Origin of the sequence: Streptomyces sp. NBC_00461 (genome assembly GCF_036013935.1) — a bacterium.
Classification (GTDB): domain Bacteria; phylum Actinomycetota; class Actinomycetes; order Streptomycetales; family Streptomycetaceae; genus Streptomyces.
Window position 1 is genome coordinate 4838065 of sequence record NZ_CP107902.1, and the last position, 16362, is coordinate 4854426.

The 16362-nt window shown below is 66.0% G+C and carries 19 protein-coding genes; 14 read left to right on the forward strand and 5 right to left on the reverse strand.

Going from position 1 to position 16362, the window contains the following annotated elements; genetic code table 11:
• Positions 1–4 precede the first annotated feature (4 nt).
• Positions 5–2461, forward strand: a complete 2457-nt coding sequence (locus OG870_RS22685) for a S8 family peptidase (RefSeq protein WP_327691332.1) — start codon at positions 5–7, stop codon at positions 2459–2461.
• Positions 2462–3553: 1092 nt separating this feature from the next.
• On the forward strand, positions 3554–4468 hold the full coding sequence (ku, locus tag OG870_RS22690) for a non-homologous end joining protein Ku (protein WP_327692330.1): 915 nt from the start codon (positions 3554–3556) through the stop codon (positions 4466–4468).
• Here the strand turns inward: ku and OG870_RS22695 are convergent.
• Entirely contained in the window at positions 4465–4803 is a 339-nt protein-coding gene (locus OG870_RS22695) for a DUF6233 domain-containing protein (RefSeq protein WP_327691333.1), read from the reverse strand. The two genes, ku and OG870_RS22695, sit on opposite strands and share 4 nt — an antisense overlap.
• Before the next feature lie 50 nt (positions 4804–4853).
• Between OG870_RS22695 and OG870_RS22700 the strand changes: the two genes are divergently transcribed.
• Both OG870_RS22700 and OG870_RS22705 read left to right on the forward strand, forming a co-directional pair.
• Positions 4854–5240, forward strand: coding sequence for a hypothetical protein (locus OG870_RS22700; protein ID WP_327691334.1), 387 nt, complete (start codon positions 4854–4856; stop codon positions 5238–5240).
• Positions 5227–5427, forward strand: coding sequence for a hypothetical protein (locus tag OG870_RS22705; RefSeq protein WP_327691335.1), 201 nt, complete (start codon positions 5227–5229; stop codon positions 5425–5427). Before OG870_RS22700 ends, OG870_RS22705 begins: the two co-directional genes overlap by 14 nt.
• Positions 5428–5433: 6 nt before the next feature.
• On the opposite strand, the gene OG870_RS22710 is transcribed toward OG870_RS22705, so the two are convergent.
• The 4 genes from OG870_RS22710 to OG870_RS22725 form a co-directional block, all read right to left on the reverse strand.
• A complete protein-coding gene (locus OG870_RS22710; RefSeq protein ID WP_327691336.1) occupies positions 5434–5673 on the reverse strand; it encodes a hypothetical protein in 240 nt (79 codons plus the stop codon).
• 77 nt (positions 5674–5750) lie between these two features.
• A complete protein-coding gene (locus tag OG870_RS22715) occupies positions 5751–6692 on the reverse strand; it encodes an SUMF1/EgtB/PvdO family nonheme iron enzyme (protein WP_327691337.1) in 942 nt (313 codons plus the stop codon).
• 50 nt (positions 6693–6742) lie between these two features.
• Positions 6743–7528: an aminotransferase class IV family protein gene (locus tag OG870_RS22720; RefSeq protein ID WP_327691338.1), complete on the reverse strand. Its 786-nt coding sequence runs from the start codon at positions 7526–7528 to the stop codon at positions 6743–6745.
• A 153-nt stretch (positions 7529–7681) separates the two neighbouring features.
• Positions 7682–8065, reverse strand: a complete 384-nt coding sequence (locus tag OG870_RS22725) for a winged helix-turn-helix domain-containing protein (RefSeq protein WP_327691339.1) — start codon at positions 8063–8065, stop codon at positions 7682–7684.
• A gap of 677 nt (positions 8066–8742) precedes the next feature.
• Here OG870_RS22725 and OG870_RS22730 point away from each other — a divergent pair.
• The 10 genes from OG870_RS22730 to OG870_RS22775 all read left to right on the forward strand — a co-directional run bounded on the left by OG870_RS22730 (position 8743) and on the right by OG870_RS22775 (position 16270).
• The gene (locus OG870_RS22730; protein ID WP_327691340.1) at positions 8743–8952 is read left to right on the forward strand and encodes a hypothetical protein; all 210 of its coding nucleotides are present in this window, start codon (positions 8743–8745) and stop codon (positions 8950–8952) included.
• Between the two features lie 165 nt (positions 8953–9117).
• Positions 9118–9468, forward strand: a complete 351-nt coding sequence (locus OG870_RS22735) for a hypothetical protein (protein ID WP_266925673.1) — start codon at positions 9118–9120, stop codon at positions 9466–9468.
• Positions 9465–9911, forward strand: a complete 447-nt coding sequence (locus tag OG870_RS22740; RefSeq protein ID WP_327691341.1) for a Pycsar system effector family protein — start codon at positions 9465–9467, stop codon at positions 9909–9911. Before OG870_RS22735 ends, OG870_RS22740 begins: the two co-directional genes overlap by 4 nt.
• Entirely contained in the window at positions 9908–10237 is a 330-nt protein-coding gene (locus OG870_RS22745) for a hypothetical protein (protein WP_327691342.1), read from the forward strand. The genes OG870_RS22740 and OG870_RS22745 overlap by 4 nt, the downstream gene beginning before the upstream one ends.
• Positions 10237–10620, forward strand: coding sequence for an RRQRL motif-containing zinc-binding protein (locus OG870_RS22750; protein ID WP_327691343.1), 384 nt, complete (start codon positions 10237–10239; stop codon positions 10618–10620). The genes OG870_RS22745 and OG870_RS22750 overlap by 1 nt, the downstream gene beginning before the upstream one ends.
• A gap of 4 nt (positions 10621–10624) precedes the next feature.
• Positions 10625–11644 (forward strand): hypothetical protein, encoded by a 1020-nt coding sequence (locus OG870_RS22755; protein ID WP_327691344.1) that lies wholly within the window; start codon positions 10625–10627, stop codon positions 11642–11644.
• 205 nt (positions 11645–11849) lie between these two features.
• A complete protein-coding gene (locus OG870_RS22760; RefSeq protein WP_327691345.1) occupies positions 11850–13556 on the forward strand; it encodes an FtsK/SpoIIIE domain-containing protein in 1707 nt (568 codons plus the stop codon).
• A 224-nt stretch (positions 13557–13780) separates the two neighbouring features.
• Complete coding sequence (locus tag OG870_RS22765) at positions 13781–14719, forward strand: C40 family peptidase (protein ID WP_327691346.1); 939 nt, start codon at positions 13781–13783, stop codon at positions 14717–14719.
• A gap of 3 nt (positions 14720–14722) precedes the next feature.
• Positions 14723–14998, forward strand: a complete 276-nt coding sequence (locus OG870_RS22770; protein ID WP_327691347.1) for a hypothetical protein — start codon at positions 14723–14725, stop codon at positions 14996–14998.
• 6 nt (positions 14999–15004) lie between these two features.
• Positions 15005–16270, forward strand: coding sequence for a hypothetical protein (locus OG870_RS22775; protein WP_327691348.1), 1266 nt, complete (start codon positions 15005–15007; stop codon positions 16268–16270).
• Positions 16271–16362 lie beyond the last annotated feature (92 nt).

Sequence of the window (16362 nt, forward strand, 5' to 3'; positions counted from 1 at the left end):
TCCGTTGCCGATCTTCGATTCTGCAGCTCTTCCGCATATTGAAATTGACCGAACCGCAGTCGAACGTGCCAGGCGAAAAGTCCCTGGACGTGGTGGCGGTCGGCAGTTCGCTAAGCATAAAGAGCATGGCGATGATATCCATGGTGATCTCGACTTCGTATTCCAAGAGCTGGGGCAACGCACGCCGGCCTTGGGTATCGATCCCCGCCTCATTCTCGTCGTCGAGATTGGTGCTGAGACTGTTGGTCCTTCTGACGAGGCCGACTGGGGACGCGCAGGGCTGCGCGTAGTTGAAGCTCGGGAAGCCAGTCGTGTGATCGCCTTCAGCGATGACCCTCAAATGACAGAGTTTGTGCGCCGTCTGGATGTCTATTCAAAGGGTCCGCAGGGCGACAATAAGACGGCAACCTACGAGACCTTCTTCGATAACATAGCAAGCGTACGGCCGTATGGCCGCATCGACCGAATGGGGGTTGCGCTAGATTCTCGCCTCGGGGAAATTGGCGACTCTAGCAGCGATCGAATTACGGTTGACGTTGAAGTTTGGCACCCGGGAGACCAAGAAAAGGCTGATGCGTGGCTTAGTGCCCTCGATGAAGCGCTCACTGGTTTCGGCGTAGAGATTCACGATTCCTTTTCGAGTCTCGCTGCAGGTGTATCCCTGATGAGAGTGACGGCGACGGCTAGGCTCGTATCACAGCTTTTGAATGTCGACCTCATCGCTAAGATCGAGTTGTTGCCAGTCGAGGGTTCTGACCACTTGCGCCCGAGCAACGTGGATGCAGCACAAGTCTCGGACCTGCCTGTTCCCGCGGGTGACGCTCCGGTAGTCGGACTCATTGATAGTGGTGTTCAAGCAGAGCACCCTCTTCTGCGTGGTTGCGTAGTGGATGCTACGGCTGTCGGAAGTGCATTTAACGATGGAATTGACAGGCATGGCCACGGCACAAGTGTCGCTAGTATCTTGATTCGCGGATCCATTGAAACCCAACTCGCTTCTGGTGAGTGGGAAACTCCGCCATGCCGGATTCTCTCAGTGCGTGTCCTGGACTCGGATAATCGGATTCCGCAAAGTAGGCTTCCCCAATCTGAGATCACGAACGCTGTTGCCTATCTGGCTGCGCAAGGCGTCAAAGTGATTAACGTGAGCCTCGGTGACGAAGATGGAGTGATGGTCGGCGATCGGGCGCCTACGCTGGCCGCCGTCCTGGATAGCCTCGCTCAGAAGTTTGGCGTAGTTTTCGTCGTGCCAACGGGAAACGTTGCTCCGGCGGATTACTCTGGACCGTTTGATGAGCAGCTGAGGAACGACTACCCGTTGCGCCTGCTCGGGGACTCTATAGGCGGCCTCATGGATCCAGCTCCCTCAGCCTTGTCACTTACCGTCGGGGGTACGGTGCCGGCTCTTCGGGCGCCGACCCTTGGACGAGTCCCTATGGGTAAACCAGGGTGGCCGTCTCCCTTTTCACGTGTCGGCCCGGGTATCAACGGGGCAATCAAGCCTGAGGTAAGTGCTCCTGCCGGCACCTTGGGCCAGGAACTTGATAGCTATAATCCGGACGACGACGAAGCTTTCATGGTTGCAGTCGCTGATGGGCGGCGCGATAGGTCGACGGTCGTTTCCTATAACCGCGGGACTAGCTTCGCGGCACCTCATGTCGCACGGGCGTGTGCCATGGTGCAGGATGCGTACCCCGACGCATCGGCTAACCTCATTCGGGCTTTGGTATTGCAATCAGTGACAAGCGGGGAATCGCCGTTGAGCGGGATTCCAGGCATCACTGACGCTGTGAGGGAAAGTGAAAATCTCCGACTGACTGGCTATGGCTCGGTCTCGGAGGAGCGCAGCGTCCTGAGTGGTGACAGGGATACCGTTCTCTTTGCTGAGGAGAAGATACCGCTCGACTCCGTACACCTCTACACCATCCCTGTCCCGGATTCATTCTTTGTTGCAGGGCGGGTCGATCGGGGTATCACTGTCTCTTTGTGCTATGACCCTCCGGTTCGGGCTAGGCGTATGGACTATATGGGATCCCGGATGCAGTTCGAATTGCTTCGTGGGGTCAGTCCAGAGGCGACAGTGGACTTGCTGCTTGCCGAGGAGAAGGAAGCGAGGAGGGCTCGAAAGGATTTGCAGCAGAGCCTGCCCACCTTGTCGTCGCTTTCGACCAGGCAGCGAATTCAGATGAAGCCCAGTCGGACAGCTAGATCTGCAGGCGCCAATCAGGTCGGCAGATTTGCCTGGAAGTCCGGCTTCACGCGGTTCAATGAAAACGCTTCAGAGTTCGTTTTGGCAATTCAAAACGTCAACCGATGGGATTCTCCTACGCGCAGGCAACCTTATGCTGTCGCTGTTCGGCTATGGGTCGGGGACAATCTCCCACCGGTCTATGCGGATCTCCGGACCAAGGTGCGAACCATGAAGGCTCAGGCTGCGGCGCGTGCGCAAGCGCGTGGTTGACGACCGACCTCGTCGTGTGCCGTTTGATGGGCCGGAGACAGCCCCGTCGGTTTGGGAAGACTAGTCGTCGAACGGCAGCAGCTCGTCAGGGTGGTCAGCAGCCGGATAGACGCCGCCGATGCACCCGTCCGTCAAAGCCTCGGGATGGCCTGGGTGCTTGGTCCACAACTCGTCGGGGAGATTGTCCCCGCACCATTTCTCGGCGGTGTCGCTGTTGGTGTCGTAGGTGTCAGTGGTGACACCTACGCTTGGATCAACAGCCAGGGATGGCAGGCCTTCGTCCCGGTGCTTGCTACCGAAACTTCTGCCATCGCGGTATGCCTCCCACGCAGGGCCTGAGTGTGTCCTGGGTGACGAGTCAGGCGTGCTGTCCGATGCAGTGCAGGCGGTGAGTGCAAGTGAGGCCAAGAGGGCCGCTGATAAGGCACGCAGGGCGGATGTCATGCGCAGAGCATAGATCTTGTGGGATTTAGAGAGAGGCCGGATTCCGAGGCGCGGATTGACGTGCGGTCGGTGGAGCGACTTTGGGCGGGAGCTGCCATGGGGCGAGTGATCATGGCCCCGTAAGCTCATCGCGAGTCGGGCAGTCTCCTGAGCTGCCCGGTAAAGCACGACGTTGGGGCCATGATCTTCGAGGCTCGCCCCATGGTGGCTGCCTAAAGTCGTGGAGCCGACCGCCCCGGCCACGACGTGTTCTGACCTCATGCCGCCGGCCAACCCTCTCCAGGGCGCGCGTCGGCGCAGCCCGCGCGGAGCGGGCCGAAGGCAGGAGCGTCGCGCGGAGCAGAGCCGGGAGCGCGCCCGGCGGAGCGAAGCGCAGCCGTGGCTTGAACCAGTGGAGAAGGTTGTAACTCAGCCGGTCTATTGGGGCGTGTCATGTCTCGGTTAGTTGGTCTGCGGCTTCACCTGATGCTTGGCACCGCTTGCCTCGGCTTCGCCTCGCCCGTTGTGAACCACACGGTTGTGCTGGACGCCGTTGGTGAGCCGGCGCCCGCTCCCTACAACGTCAGAACGGAGGGGCGCTAGTCCGCATGCGGGGCGCCCGTGCCGCTCGTAGGCTGATGTTGCTCGGGGTTCTTGCGGAGGTCTGCCATGCCCCGAACGATTTGGAGTGGTGCGATCAGCTTCGGTCTCGTGACCGTGCCGATCAACGTCCAGAGTGCCACCGAGGATCATTCGATCCGCTTCCACCAGTACCACCTGGAGGACATGGGCCGGGTGCGGGTGAAGAAGGTGTGTGAGCTGGAGGACCGTGAGGTCGCTCAGTCGGAGATCGGCAAGGGCTACGAGTACGCCAAGGACCAGGTTGTCGCCATCAGCGACGCCGATCTGCGGGATCTCCCGCTGCCAACCGCGAAGGCCATCGAAATCGAAGCGTTCGTGCCGCTCGACAGCATCGACCCGATCCGGATCGGCGAGGGGTACTACCTGGCGCCTGATGGGCAGGTCGCGGCGAAGCCGTACAAGCTGCTGGTGCAGGCGTTGGGACGGTCGTCGAAGGTAGCCGTGGCGAAGTATGCGTGGTCGGGGCGGGAGCGGCTGGGCCTGCTGCGGGTGCAGGGTGACGTGATCGTGCTGCATGCGATGCGCTGGCCGGACGAGATCCGCGACCCTGCCGAGCTACTGCCACCGCCAACTGAGGTGTCGGACGGGGAGATCGAGGGCGCGCTTGCACTGATGGAGTCGATGACCCGCGACGATCTGAAGGGGCCGGAGTTCGAAGACGCCTACACCGACGCCATGGCAAAGATCATTGAAGCGAAGCGGGAACACCGCGAGCTACCGGATGCCCCGGAACCTCAGGAGACGGGCAAGGTGCTCGACCTCATGGCGGCCCTCAACGAGTCCGTCCAGCAGGCCAAGGCTTCCCGCGGCGAGGACGCCGACGTGCACGAGCTGCCGAAGAAGAAGACCGCTGCCAAGAAGCAGCCGGCGAAGAAGGCAGCGACAAAGACCACGAAGAAGGCTGCCGCGAAGAAGACGGCACGGCGACCACGCAGTGCCTAATCCAACATCCCCAGGGCAGTGTCTGGCTGGCACTGCCGACAGGCCTTGACTCCGTCGGCGAGCGCCCCCCGCGCCTGGTCCCGGCTGATGGCCCGGCTGCGCTTGCCCGCCATCCAACAGTCCCCCACGTGTACGAACACAGGCGGAGCGTGCCGGTTGAGCCCCACTTCGAGCAGCCACTCCGGCGCCGGCGGGCGGGCTCGGACGCCGCGCTGTCGCTCGGCTTCGTGCCGCTCTTCGTCGGCGATCCACCGGCGGGTGCGGGCAAGGTCACGCTCCTGCACGCGCTCCAGGAAACGGAGCAGCGCGAGTCTCGACGGAGCCGGATCGTTCACATGTTCGATTCTAGGCGGTAGGCTTCCGCCTGCACATCGGGGGAGGCCACGTGCGAGACCGGATAGACCTGGGCGAGCTGCTGCGTCAGCAGCATGTCGACCTCTCCGCGCTGGAACCGGCGCCCGCCAAGCCGACCAGCAGTGAGAAGGTGCGCCGCATTCAGCGCATGCCGCCCTGGCCGTGTTCTGTGTGCGGCGAGATGAGCCCCACAGTTCGCGTGTACGACAGCCCCGAGCACGGGCCGCGCTGGGTGGACCTGTGCCGGGATCACGGCATTACCACAATGCCGCCCTGGCGCGGGCCGTCCACCGTGGAGGGGATCATCGCGGACCTGCGGGAGGTGGCCGACAAGCTGGGACTGACGCTACGGCTCGTCAGGCCCGAGAAGTTCGAAGAAAAAGGCCGCCGGGCGAGGAAACGTCGTGGACGATCCTGAACGCTTCCACCTCACCCTGACCGCCGTAGGGCGCCCCGTGGCGCACGGCTGGTGGTCGGACGAGACGATCGCGCGAGGAAGGTTCGTATCGTGGGTGGGCAAGTACGGCGCCATTCCCGGCTCGCGCCTCACGCTGGTCGACGAGGCCGAAGCTCGCACTCTGGCCGTCTGGCCGGACCAGGAGTAGCCCCCGTCAGCCCTCAGGCTCTGGGTGCCGTACGACCCGCTTCACCGCCTGCTCCACCTCGTGCCGCGAGATGGATACGTCGTCGCGTGCGGCGTACTCCGTCACCGCGGCCTGGAAGACGGCCGCTGCCTCACGCCATGCCTTCCACTGAGCGTCGTACACCTCGCCGTCGAGAGCGGTGAGCTTCTCGCGCTCCTCTTCGGCGGAACGTTCCAGCTTGATCAATTCGTCGGGGATGTCTGCCACGACCAGGAATCTTAAGGGGTCGTGACGGAGCCCCCGCCGACTCGGCAGGGGCTCGCTGTCCTGAGCGCATGCCTAACTCATTGCCGCTTGCGGGGCCCCATCTGCTCCGGCGTCGCCACGCAGCGGAACCCGGTGTCATCGTCGTGCATCGTGTCGTTGGCGTCGTTGGGGCTGGCCGGGACCCCTCGGAACAGAGGACTCGTGAAGGCGCTACCGCGGAGTTCATAGCGACCGGGCGTCGTCGAGGTCGCGAGCCATTCCCACACGTTGCCCACCATGTCGTAGACCCCGTAAGGCGAAACGCCGCTGTGGTAGCGAGAGACGGACGTCGTACGCTCCACGCCGGTCTCTCGGACGTTGCACTTCGCAGCAGTCTTCTGGTCCCCCCAAGGGAAGGTGCGGCCGGAGGTACCGCGCGCTGCCTTCTCCCACTGTTCGACTGACGGCAGCGACTTCCCTGCCCATGTCGCGTACGCGTTCGCGTCACGCCAAGTCACGTGCACAACGGGGTGGTCGTACAGCTCGCGCGGACAGCGGCCGTTCTCCCAGTGCTCAGGCGCGGGGTGCCGAGTCGCCGCACAGAACCGTGCATAGTCGGCGTTGGTCGTCGGGAACGTGTCTATGTGGAATTCGTCCACCCACACGGGGTCGTCGTCCTCGCCCGACAGGAAGATTCCTTCCGGGACGTGCGCCATGAGCTTTCCGTCGCCGGGGTACTTCACGTACTCGCCGCTGCTCGTCTGGTCGCCGTCGGGCTCGATGATTGCATGGACGGGGACGTCATCCACCGCCAAGATGCCGACGAAGCGGCCTTGAGCGTCTTTGTCAGCCTTGGCGAGCAACGTGTCCAAGGCGGCTTGGTTCACCATGCGGAGGGAAGCATCTTCACCGTCCGCCTCCCACCGGGAGACGATGCGATCGGATACCCCGAGCTTCTCGGCAAACTCCATAAGGCTCATGCGTACGGCTTCACGCAGCGCCTTGACTTCACGTCCGGTCCATTTCGTAACGAGTGGCATGGGCTACCTCTGTCGTGAGCCGCCGCCCTGGTGAGGGCGGCGGCACGCGTCTACAGCTGCTCGCCGGGGATATCGGCGTAGGCGTCACGCAGCGCTGCGAGCACGGGGTGGTCCTGCGGGAACTGCACATCATCGAGCGCGCTGACGGAGCGCACGCCGATCGTCGTGTTCGTCGCGAATGCGGCTGCCATGTTCGGGACGTCTGCCAGCCGCACTGGAGCGGTGATCTGCTTCGAGGCGTCGAGGCTCTGGAGCAACAGCATCGTCGTGCCAGGGAGTACGGGGGCGTCCGGCCAGATGACCGTGCCGTCCTTGTCGACGAAGCCAAGGTTCCAAGTGCCGCCCTCGGAAATTCGGCCGTCCGGCTCGATGAACACGGCATCGTCGAATCCAGCGAGTTGGGCATCACGACGAAGCCGGAGTTGCGGGTGAAGTCCGATGTGCTTCACCTTCGCATTGTCGCGAGTGAAGGTGAAGGTCTTGGCCGTGAGGGGTGGCGGCGACAGGGCGCCGGCGGGCCGCAGGTTCACCAGGATGTGGGGGTTTTTGGCGTCGCTGGGGCGCCCCATGTCGAGCGCGGGGTCGAACACGGTGACGCGGAGGCCTGCGATCCCTTTGACGCCGTCGGCAGCCTTGCGGATGTAGTTCAGCGTCCGCTCACGGTCCAGCTCGACGCCGAAAACGATGCGACAGTCCCGCACCAAGCGTTCCAGGTGGAGCGAGAGGCCCCGGATGGTGCCGTCCTCCATCCGCATGGACGTGAAGTGCCCGTAGTTCGTGAGAGCAAGGCTCTGGAGGTCTTCGAGGGTGGCGGGTTTCCCGTTGAGTTCGGCCATAGAGCCAGTCTTGCAGCCCCTCAAGGCCCGCCAACACCCTGGCAAACAGCCAAAGTTCGGATTAGTTCGGTGCTGGGGCGGCGGGAGTACGTACTCACGGCTCGCTCGCCGGGACACGCTAAGTACATGACGACGAGCACACCGCGGGAGACGCTAAGCGCCGGGCTCCCCCTCCACTGGGCCCACAGCCGCCTCAAGCTGCTTGACGCGTTCGACGAGGCCGGCCAGTTCGGTCGAGACGCGCGCAACCTCAGCTTGCAGGTCGGTCAGGCGTTGAGCCGCCTCGCGGGGACCCTGCTCGCCGGGGGCGGTGTCGCGCACGTAGGTACCGCTCCCCGAGACGCCTTCCACCAGCCCCTCATCGCGGAGCTGCGCGTAGGCGTTCTGCACGGTCATCAGCGATACGCCGAGCTTCTTGGCGTAGGCCCGACCACCGGGAAGCCGGTCCCCAGGGCCGAACGTCCCTGCGGCGATCTCGTCTCTGATCCTGGCGGCGATCTCGCGGGCGTTGGGCTTCCGCTTCGACTGTGAGTCCACCCCGAAAGCGTACTTGACCTAGGTCGCTCGAAATCAGGGCGCGTGAGCACTTGACGACCCGCAAGCGACCTAGGTAGCTTTCACATCAACGGCAAGCGACCTAGGTCGCTTCACTCTCTGGGCACCTGCCTGGGGAAACGCCCGGAGTACCCCGCCGGTCCCGCTTACACGCGGTCCGCGCGGCAGGGGAGACGTAGAAGTCCGTCGTCTTCACGGATTGATCGGTGTCATCGGCTAAGCCGTTGGTCTGACCCTCGGGCGTAGACCCAGGGAGTGGATCGGCGGGGATCCCGGTGGTTGGGCTGCACCCGGTCCATGACAGGTAGCCATTCCAGGGAGATCGACTCAGCGAGTGACGTCTGAGTGACGCGGTGACCGCGCGCCGTCCAAAGGAGGCGGAGCAAGGCGCATACGGGAGCCGCGAGACGACAGTGGCGGGCTTTCCCGTCACTCGTCATGCGGGCAGGACGCCAACATCACGTCGGCGCCCTGCCCGTTTGATGAGGAATCAGAGCGGTCCCCCGGGTGGCACCCCGAGGGGACCGCGTTCAGGCACCTGACGTGGAGGCACCTGTGATCACCAGTCTGACAGACCAGGAACGCGACGACCTGTCGCAGAAGAACGCTGAGACGAACAAGCGCAGCGAGGACAACGCCCGTGCCCGGGGCGGCCAGTGATGGTCGGCAGCGAACACGACAGGGCGGACGACAGCCCGGCGCCGGCCGCCGGGTTCATGGTCGTGGCGTATCAGCGCGCCGTTGCAGTGTGTGAGGTCGCCGGCGTAGGCGCCGGCCTCAACGGGACGGACGCCACCTACTTCGCTCACGAACTGCGCGAGGAGTTCCCGGGCGCGATCGTGGCGATCCTTCCCAAGAACTCGGCCTAGTTGCTCTGATCAGCCCCGATGGTCGCAGGCCGGGTTCGACTCCCGGCCGGGGCGCTCCGGCCCGCCGCTCCACGCGGCGGCGCCGCGCAACCCGGACCAGCCGCCGCCCTGTTGGCGCTCTCGCGGCCCCGGCTCTTCTCCTATCCCTTCGACATGGGAGCTCCCATGCTCAATTACGTCTGCGGCCACCGGGCCGACACCCCACAGGACTTCGCCGAACTCGCCCTCGGCACACCGATTGAGCTGTGGCTCGGGGTGGAGGGTGAGCCCAGCGAGGAATGCACGCCCTGCAAGAACCGTGACGAGGGCGACAGGCTGTGCACGGCCTGCGCAGAGCGTGCCGCCCGCATCGACGCGGCCCGTGACATCCTCGCCGACCCCGAGTACCGCACCCTTCCCGATGAACTGATCCGCTTGGCCGCGCGGGTAGTTGAGGACCACCCGGACCTGTTCAACGTGGTCCCGATGGTCCGCCCCGCCCGACGCCGTGCGGCAGGTCGGGGGGTGGCTGCATGAGTGCCGCCGGACAGGGGCTGACAGCCGCGCACGCCGAAGTAAAGGCGGAGATCGCGCGGACCGACACCAAGACGGGCCTACTACTGGCGTTCGTCGGGGCAGTGCTCGCCGGCGCCTGGACGGTCGCGCGTGACCTGCCGCTGAACCTCCCCGCGTATCTGGCGGGCGGGCTCGGTCTGGCACTGCTGGTCGCGGCGGCCGGTCTGCTGCTGCGGTCGGTGAGGCCGAACCTTCGCGGGCGGCACGGCTTCCCGCTGTGGGCCACGCTGACGCCGGAGGAGATTCCCGCTGCCGTCTCCGGCGATCTCGCCGCCGACGTCGCGGGGCTGTCCCGGCTGGCGGTGACCAAGTTCACCGGCCTGCGCCGCGCGATCGACCTGACCTTTGCGGGCGGCGTCCTGCTCATCCTGGCTGCCCTGCTCGCGCTGGGGGTTGCGGCATGAACGACGGCATGACGCTCGACGAACTGGCCGTGCCGCTGCGGGCGCTGCGCCTGCTGGCCACGGACTTCGGGCACCTCGCGGCCCCGACTGTGAGGGTGACCCCCATCTTTCCTGACCAACTGGAGCTGTCGTTCCACGGCGATCTGGCCGGCTTCGAGGCATGGCGGGAGGCGCTGGACATCGTCCCGGATGCCGTGCAGTACGACACGCAGGGCGAGAGTGGCCGTACGTGTGTCCTGCACGCGAGCACCAAATACGCGGGCGCTGAGCTGGAGTTGGTCGGCTACGGCGACGTCCCCGCCCTGGCAACGGTCGGGGCGGCCTGATGTCCGCGGCGTGGGGCAAGTGCTTCGACCCGAGCGGCGCCCGCTACGGGGTGCCCACCTACCCCTGGCGCCTGGCCCCGGACGGACTGGCCACCCGCCGTCAGCTCCGCACCCGCGGGTTACGGCCCGGCGGTCAGCCGATCGCCGCACAGGTCATGCGCGTGAACCGCCGAACCGGCACGGTCCGGGTCGCCTACTTCTACCGCCTCGACCTGGCCAAGCCGGTTAGGCCGATGACGTCGCGCAAGTGGGGAGCACTCGCGCTGGCGATGCTCGCCCGCCGCACCTGCCCCCGCTGCCTGCTGGATGTCGGCTATTGCATCCCACGCTCGCACGGCATCTGCGGTCTGTGCCTGGCCACCGAAGAACCTGAAAGGAAGTGATCACATGGACATGGAGTGGTGGAAGGAAGCCGCCCGCAGGGCGGTGCACTGGAGTCTGCCGGTCGGTCTGACCGGCCTGTCACTGGGCTGGACGGTCTACGCGGTGGGGGAGATCCTCGCCCACCAGGCCCCGGCGCCGCTGGCGTACACCGTGGCCGGTATCTACGACGCGGTGTGGCTGTACGCGCTGGCCATGGAGACCGCGCACCGCCGGCAGGGATCGTCCGGCAAACTGCCCGCCTCCCTCGGCTGGCTGTTCCTGGTCACCTCGGTCGGCGTGCTGGTCACCCACGGCCTGCTCTACGCCACGGCGGTCGTCGCCGTGATCGGCGCGGTGGTTCCGGCCGCCGCAAAGGCCACGCTGATCATGGCGGTGGAGCGGGACACCACCCGGATCTCCCCTGCGGCACAGCGGCAGATCGACGCCGTGCGCAGCGCGACGCGGGACCAGGTGGCGATCGGCCGCGCGGTCACCCGAGCCAAGGCCGACCGGCACAAGACAGCCGCCCACCTGGAGCGCGAGGAGCACACCGCCCGCGGCCAGGCGCACAAGGTGCGCCACCAGGCAGCCGAGAAGCTGACGAAGCTCACCTCCGAGCACCCGACCGCGGACGGCCCCGAGGCGGTTCCGGCGCTGTTCTCGGATGAGGACCTGACCCGGGTGCTGGGCACATGGACACAGGAGGGTGTGTCCCCGGCCGTGTCCCCTGTGTCCCCGCAGGTCAACCCCGTGTCCCCGATCGGGGAACTCCCCCCGCCGCAGGGCGAGGGACACACCCCGCTCGACTGGGCAGCCCTTGCCGCAGTGGCCGCCGTGGCCGGAGTCGATACACCCCAGCCCGGCGAGCCGCTGACTGAGGAACAGCTCACGGTCGCGCTGCGGTGGCTGCGCCACTCGGACAACCCCCCGCTGTCCTACCGCAAGGCCCTGGCCGCCTATCGCGGAGCGGGCTTCTCCGCGAAGGAAGAGCGGGTGCGCAAGGCGTACGCCGCCCTGATCGACGCGGAAGACGCGCAGCCGTAAACCGGCGTCCGGCACACACCAATGACGGCCAGCCCACGGGAATTGGGCTGGCCGTCGTTGCGACTGCCGGAAGCAGTCGAACCCAAGTGAAGCAGAACCGGTGAGCCCCGGCGAGCGGCACCTTCGCAGACCCGGCGCGCAGACCCGGCGAGCACCACAGAAACCAAATCCCATGAATCCGACTGGACGCGCGGGCCATGCCCGCATGCCCACGATCACCCAGAACGGAGAGGGTGTGGGAAGGACGAAACAGCAAGGCAAGGGCGAGGACACCTACGGACAGGCAGCCGGTGCCATCGGCGGTCTCGCCATCGCTTTCGGTTTCCTCGCCACCATCAAGGACAAATTGGGGCTGTCCTGGCCGGCCACGGTGCTGCTCACCGTCGGAGGACTGGTCGCACTCGGCTACCTGGCCTGGAGGATCCGTTGGGGCGTCCCGGCTCTGTGGGCGCGCAAACCGGCAACCTCCCCCGCGGCCCAACCGACGGCCCTGCAACAGGAATCCCCTGTCCAGGCCGTCAACGAGGCGCAGGCGCCCGGTGAGCCCGTCAGTGAAGCGCAGGTGGCTGTCGAGGCCGCTTCGGGCGGGGATGAGAGCCATCCGCAACTGACCATGGTGCTCAGCCGGGTTGGGGCCATCGGCAGGGGTGAACGCGTCCGGGCCGGTGACGTCGTGATCGAGACGCTGCCCGGTATCGGCACCGTCTACGACTTCCTGGTGCCGGAGGGCCGCACCCACGACGACGTGGCCAAGCGGCTCGGTCCCATCGCGTCGATGTTCGGCGTCACCCGCCTGCACCTGAAGCTGGAGACGAGCAGGAAGACCGAGCGCCGTGTGCGCCTTCTGGTGCTCAACGAGCCCCCGTTCAGCAGCCCGTTCCCGGCGCCGACCCGGCACGAGATCCAGACGTTCGCGGGGGTTCCCCTCGGACACGAGGTCACCGGCCGGCTCGCCGGGGTGCCCACCTTCGACAAGGCTTCCTTGTTGGTCGGTGGCATGACCCAGATGGGCAAGACGACGCTGGTCAACGGGCTCATCACATGCCTGCTGATCGCGTACGGCGACTTCGACCTGTACTTGCTCGACGGCAAGCTGTGCGGGCTGACCAGGTTCGAGAAACTCGCCGTGCGCTACGAGGCGTCCGACGATCCGGCCGTCCTGGAAAGCATGCTCAATGAGCTGCTCATCCGCGTGGACGACCGGTACACGCAGTTGCAGGACGCCATCCGCAACCGGCAGCCCGCACCGGTCTTCAAACCGGTGTTCTTCATCATCGACGAGGCCGCCGACTTCTACACCGACAACGGAACCAAGGAATCGAAGGAACAGGTTCGCCGGGTAGAGGACAAGTCGCGTTCCCTGGTGGCCAAATCCCTGGAATCGGGGATTGCCACGGTGATGCTGACGCAGCGCCCGGCACGGGATGCGATTCCAGTGAAGGTGCGGGATCAGTTCCTGTACCGGCTGTGCCTGTACGTGGCGTCGGAGGGAAGCGCGAAGGTCGCCCTCGGGGATTCGTATTTCGATACGGTCGCCCCCATTCACCCGGCGCTTCTCGATCCGGACGTCAAGGGGCAGGGCGTGCTCTTCGCTAACGGCACGTCAACTCTGCTCCGGGGCTTCAATTTCTCGGATGAGTTCATCTGGGGTGTGGTCGACGAAGTCCATGCCCGGCGCGAAGCGGCGATCCCGGATTCTCCGCTGAAGCAGGCGATCGGCCTACTGCGGGAGACCGGGGTGGATTTCATGTCCACCCCCGACCTGGCCCCGGCTCTCGGGATCACGGAAGACGATCCGGCAGAGCGCGGAAAGCAGCTGAACCGGCTGCTCGGTGTTCCCGCGGTCAAGACGGCACAGGGCCGGGGCTACCGGCTGGCCGATCTCACCGCAGCCGCTATGTCCGGTTCGTGACCGCCACCCCGCACCGCCACCACTACCGCCACGGCACCGCCATACCCGCTTGCCTCATGGCGGTGCCATGGCGGTTCCGAACCATCTCGTGGCGGTGCTCTGGCGGTCCGCCATGGCGGTGCTGACCAGCACAGACAATCAACAACCCCAGGAGAGAGGGAGGAGGCCCGTTGCGTGCCTCTACCGCCGTCACGGTCGGTGTGGGAGCGACCGCGGCAGTCCTTGTGGCCGCGCTCGTCCAGGGCGCCGGCGACGACCCCGTGTCCACGGCGCTCAGCCTGACCGTACCCAGCCAGTACAAATCCCTGATTGAGGACGCGGGACATACCTGTTCCGAGGTCACTCCGAATCTGCTCGCCGCGCTTTTGACGCAGGAATCCGGCTTCAATGCGAAAGCACAGTCCCAGGTTGGCGCGGAAGGCATCGCCCAGTTCATGCCGTCCACCTGGCAGGCCCACGGAATCGACGGAAACGGCGACGGCAAGCGCGATGCGTGGGATCCCGCCGACGCGATCCCCTCCGCAGCCGCATACCTGTGCGGCATAGCCAAGGACGTCAAGGGCGTTCCCGGAAACACGCAGAGCAACATGCTCGCTGCCTACAACGCCGGAAGCGGCGCCGTCCGTAAATACGGAGGCGTTCCCCCGTACAAGGAGACGCAGAACTACGTCAAATCCATTCAGGCACTCGCCCAGCAGCCGTCCGGCGGGAAAACTGCGACCACGACGCAGGCCGAAGCCGCGATCGGCGCGGCAAAGGAAATGATCGGCAAGCCGTATTCGTGGGGCGGCGGAAACGCCAACGGACCCAGCACGGGAACCTGCTGCTCACCCAAGGGACGTTCCGGTACAGAAATTTCCGGGTTCGACTGTTCCGGGCTCACGCTCTACGCCTACGCGAAGGCGGGTATTTCCCTGCCCCGCACAGCAGCCGAGCAGTACGCGGCATCGGAGCCCGTCAAGCCCGGCGATGTACGCCCCGGAGATCTCGTCTTCTACGGCTCCAGCCTCACAAGCATCCACCACGTCGGCCTCTACATCGGTGGCGGCTGGATTCTCGACGCCCCCCGCCCCGGCACCCAGGTCCGCTACGACCCCATGGACGTCATGACCGACCTGATCGCCGTCGCCCGTCCCACCTCCCACGGCAACAAGGAGATCTGATCCATGTCCAAGTTCACCGTCCTCGCCAAGCCCACCGACATGTCCGGCGGCTTCAAGGACTTCTTCGACACCATCGGCCTGACCGGCGGCGGCCTGGTCACCAAGGGCATCGCCGCCGTCATCGCGATCATCGCGCTGCGCATGCTGCTGCAACTGTCCAGCGACCCCAAGGGCGCCCTTCGCAAGGGCAGCATGGCGATCGGCACGCTGTTCGTCGCGGTGGTGCTCGCCCTGTACGGGGACACCCTGTTTTCCACCGTCACCCAGGCCAAGGGCTGATGCCGCATGGCAGACAAGGACCCGTGTGACGCACTGAAGGGCACTCCGGGCTACGACTACTGCACGAGGGGCCCGGACTCGGACGGCCCCCCGGCCACCGGCAGTGCCACCGGTGGCGCCTCCGACCACGTCCGCGCCCTTGCCGACAGCCTCATTGCGAAGATCAAGGGACTCATCGCGCCGGAGCACGCGTGGGCGCCGGCGAAGTCGGACAGCGGGCTGTACGAGCCGTTCCTGTGGCTCGGTCAGCATCTGGCGGTCGCGATCTTCGTCTGTGTCGTGGTCGTGTGCGCCCTGACCGCCTGGCAGGGCGCACCGCGCCTCAAGCAGATGGGTGCGTCGACTGGATGGACCCTGGTGGCCGTCGCCGGCATGGCGTCGGTCCCCGGGGCCGTCATGCTGCTGAACAAGGCCGTGAGCAGTGCGTTCACGGCCGCGTTCAGTAGCAACGAGTCGACGCTGTTCGGCGCGATCAGTGACGACATGCAGCACGGCGCGGACTCGGGAAACCCGCTCGCCATCCTGGTCATCTTCAGTGCTCTGGTCGTCGCTCTCGGCTTCGCCGTGTTGGTGTTCGTGACGCGGCAGCTCGGCATCCTGGCGTTCGTCGCCATGGCTCCCCTGGTGCTGGCATCGCTGGCGCGCGGGGGCGACATGAGTGCGGTCAAGGAGTGGGCGAAGCGGCTGCTGGGGTTGATGTTCGCCCCGTTCGCGCTGCTGCTCATCTCGCCGTTCGTGGAGATCACCAAGGGCTCGCTCCTTGTGGACTCCGTCCTGCTCATCTCCGCAGACGCCTTGATGCTGCGGATGATCTTCCACGGTGTGCCGTACTTCGGGCCCAAAGTGGCCCGTGCCGCCCGGTCCTGGGTGGAAGGCCGGACCCCCAGTCCGCTGGCGCATGCCGTGGTGCGGGCCGGTGTCCCCGACTTCTACGAGAGGGAGAACGCCCCGCGCGGCCTCCGCACCGTGGACACCCCGGGCCGTGCCATCTCCCAGGATCGCGGTGTCCTGTTCGCCGCTTACGGCCTCAACAAGCCGGAGCGGTCCGGGCGGTTGACCACCACGTCGGCCGTCGCGAAGGAGCGGCGGGACGCGAGCGAAAGCGCCACCCGTCGTCAGCAACTCCGGGAGGTACGCCAGCAGTACCGAACCACCCCGCCGCAGGCTGCGGCCCCCGCAGGCCAGCCGGCCAATCCCCCCACCCCGCCGCCGAGCCCCCGAGGCCCGGCGGCGACTCCACGGCCGGCCCCGGGCCAGCCGAACACCCCGTAAGAGCCGCCTCCTGGCCCCGGCGCCCGCTCCCTTCCCGGCCATCCGGCAGGAGGGAGCGGCGCCGGGGTCAGGCGCGCTCACCCAGACTTCAG

Excerpts from the sequence above, each read along its gene's own strand:
- ku (WP_327692330.1), top strand. The coding sequence starts at position 3,554 with ATGCCCCGAACGATTTGGAGTGGTGCGATCAGCTTCGGTCTCGTGACC.
- OG870_RS22715 (WP_327691337.1), bottom strand. The coding sequence starts at position 6,692 with ATGCCACTCGTTACGAAATGGACCGGACGTGAAGTCAAGGCGCTGCGT.
- OG870_RS22720 (WP_327691338.1), bottom strand. The coding sequence starts at position 7,528 with ATGGCCGAACTCAACGGGAAACCCGCCACCCTCGAAGACCTCCAGAGC.
- OG870_RS22730 (WP_327691340.1), top strand. The coding sequence starts at position 8,743 with ATGGTCGGCAGCGAACACGACAGGGCGGACGACAGCCCGGCGCCGGCC.
- OG870_RS22735 (WP_266925673.1), top strand. The coding sequence starts at position 9,118 with ATGCTCAATTACGTCTGCGGCCACCGGGCCGACACCCCACAGGACTTC.
- OG870_RS22740 (WP_327691341.1), top strand. The coding sequence starts at position 9,465 with ATGAGTGCCGCCGGACAGGGGCTGACAGCCGCGCACGCCGAAGTAAAG.
- OG870_RS22745 (WP_327691342.1), top strand. The coding sequence starts at position 9,908 with ATGAACGACGGCATGACGCTCGACGAACTGGCCGTGCCGCTGCGGGCG.
- OG870_RS22750 (WP_327691343.1), top strand. The coding sequence starts at position 10,237 with ATGTCCGCGGCGTGGGGCAAGTGCTTCGACCCGAGCGGCGCCCGCTAC.
- OG870_RS22755 (WP_327691344.1), top strand. The coding sequence starts at position 10,625 with ATGGACATGGAGTGGTGGAAGGAAGCCGCCCGCAGGGCGGTGCACTGG.
- OG870_RS22760 (WP_327691345.1), top strand. The coding sequence starts at position 11,850 with ATGCCCACGATCACCCAGAACGGAGAGGGTGTGGGAAGGACGAAACAG.
- OG870_RS22770 (WP_327691347.1), top strand. The coding sequence starts at position 14,723 with ATGTCCAAGTTCACCGTCCTCGCCAAGCCCACCGACATGTCCGGCGGC.
- OG870_RS22775 (WP_327691348.1), top strand. The coding sequence starts at position 15,005 with ATGGCAGACAAGGACCCGTGTGACGCACTGAAGGGCACTCCGGGCTAC.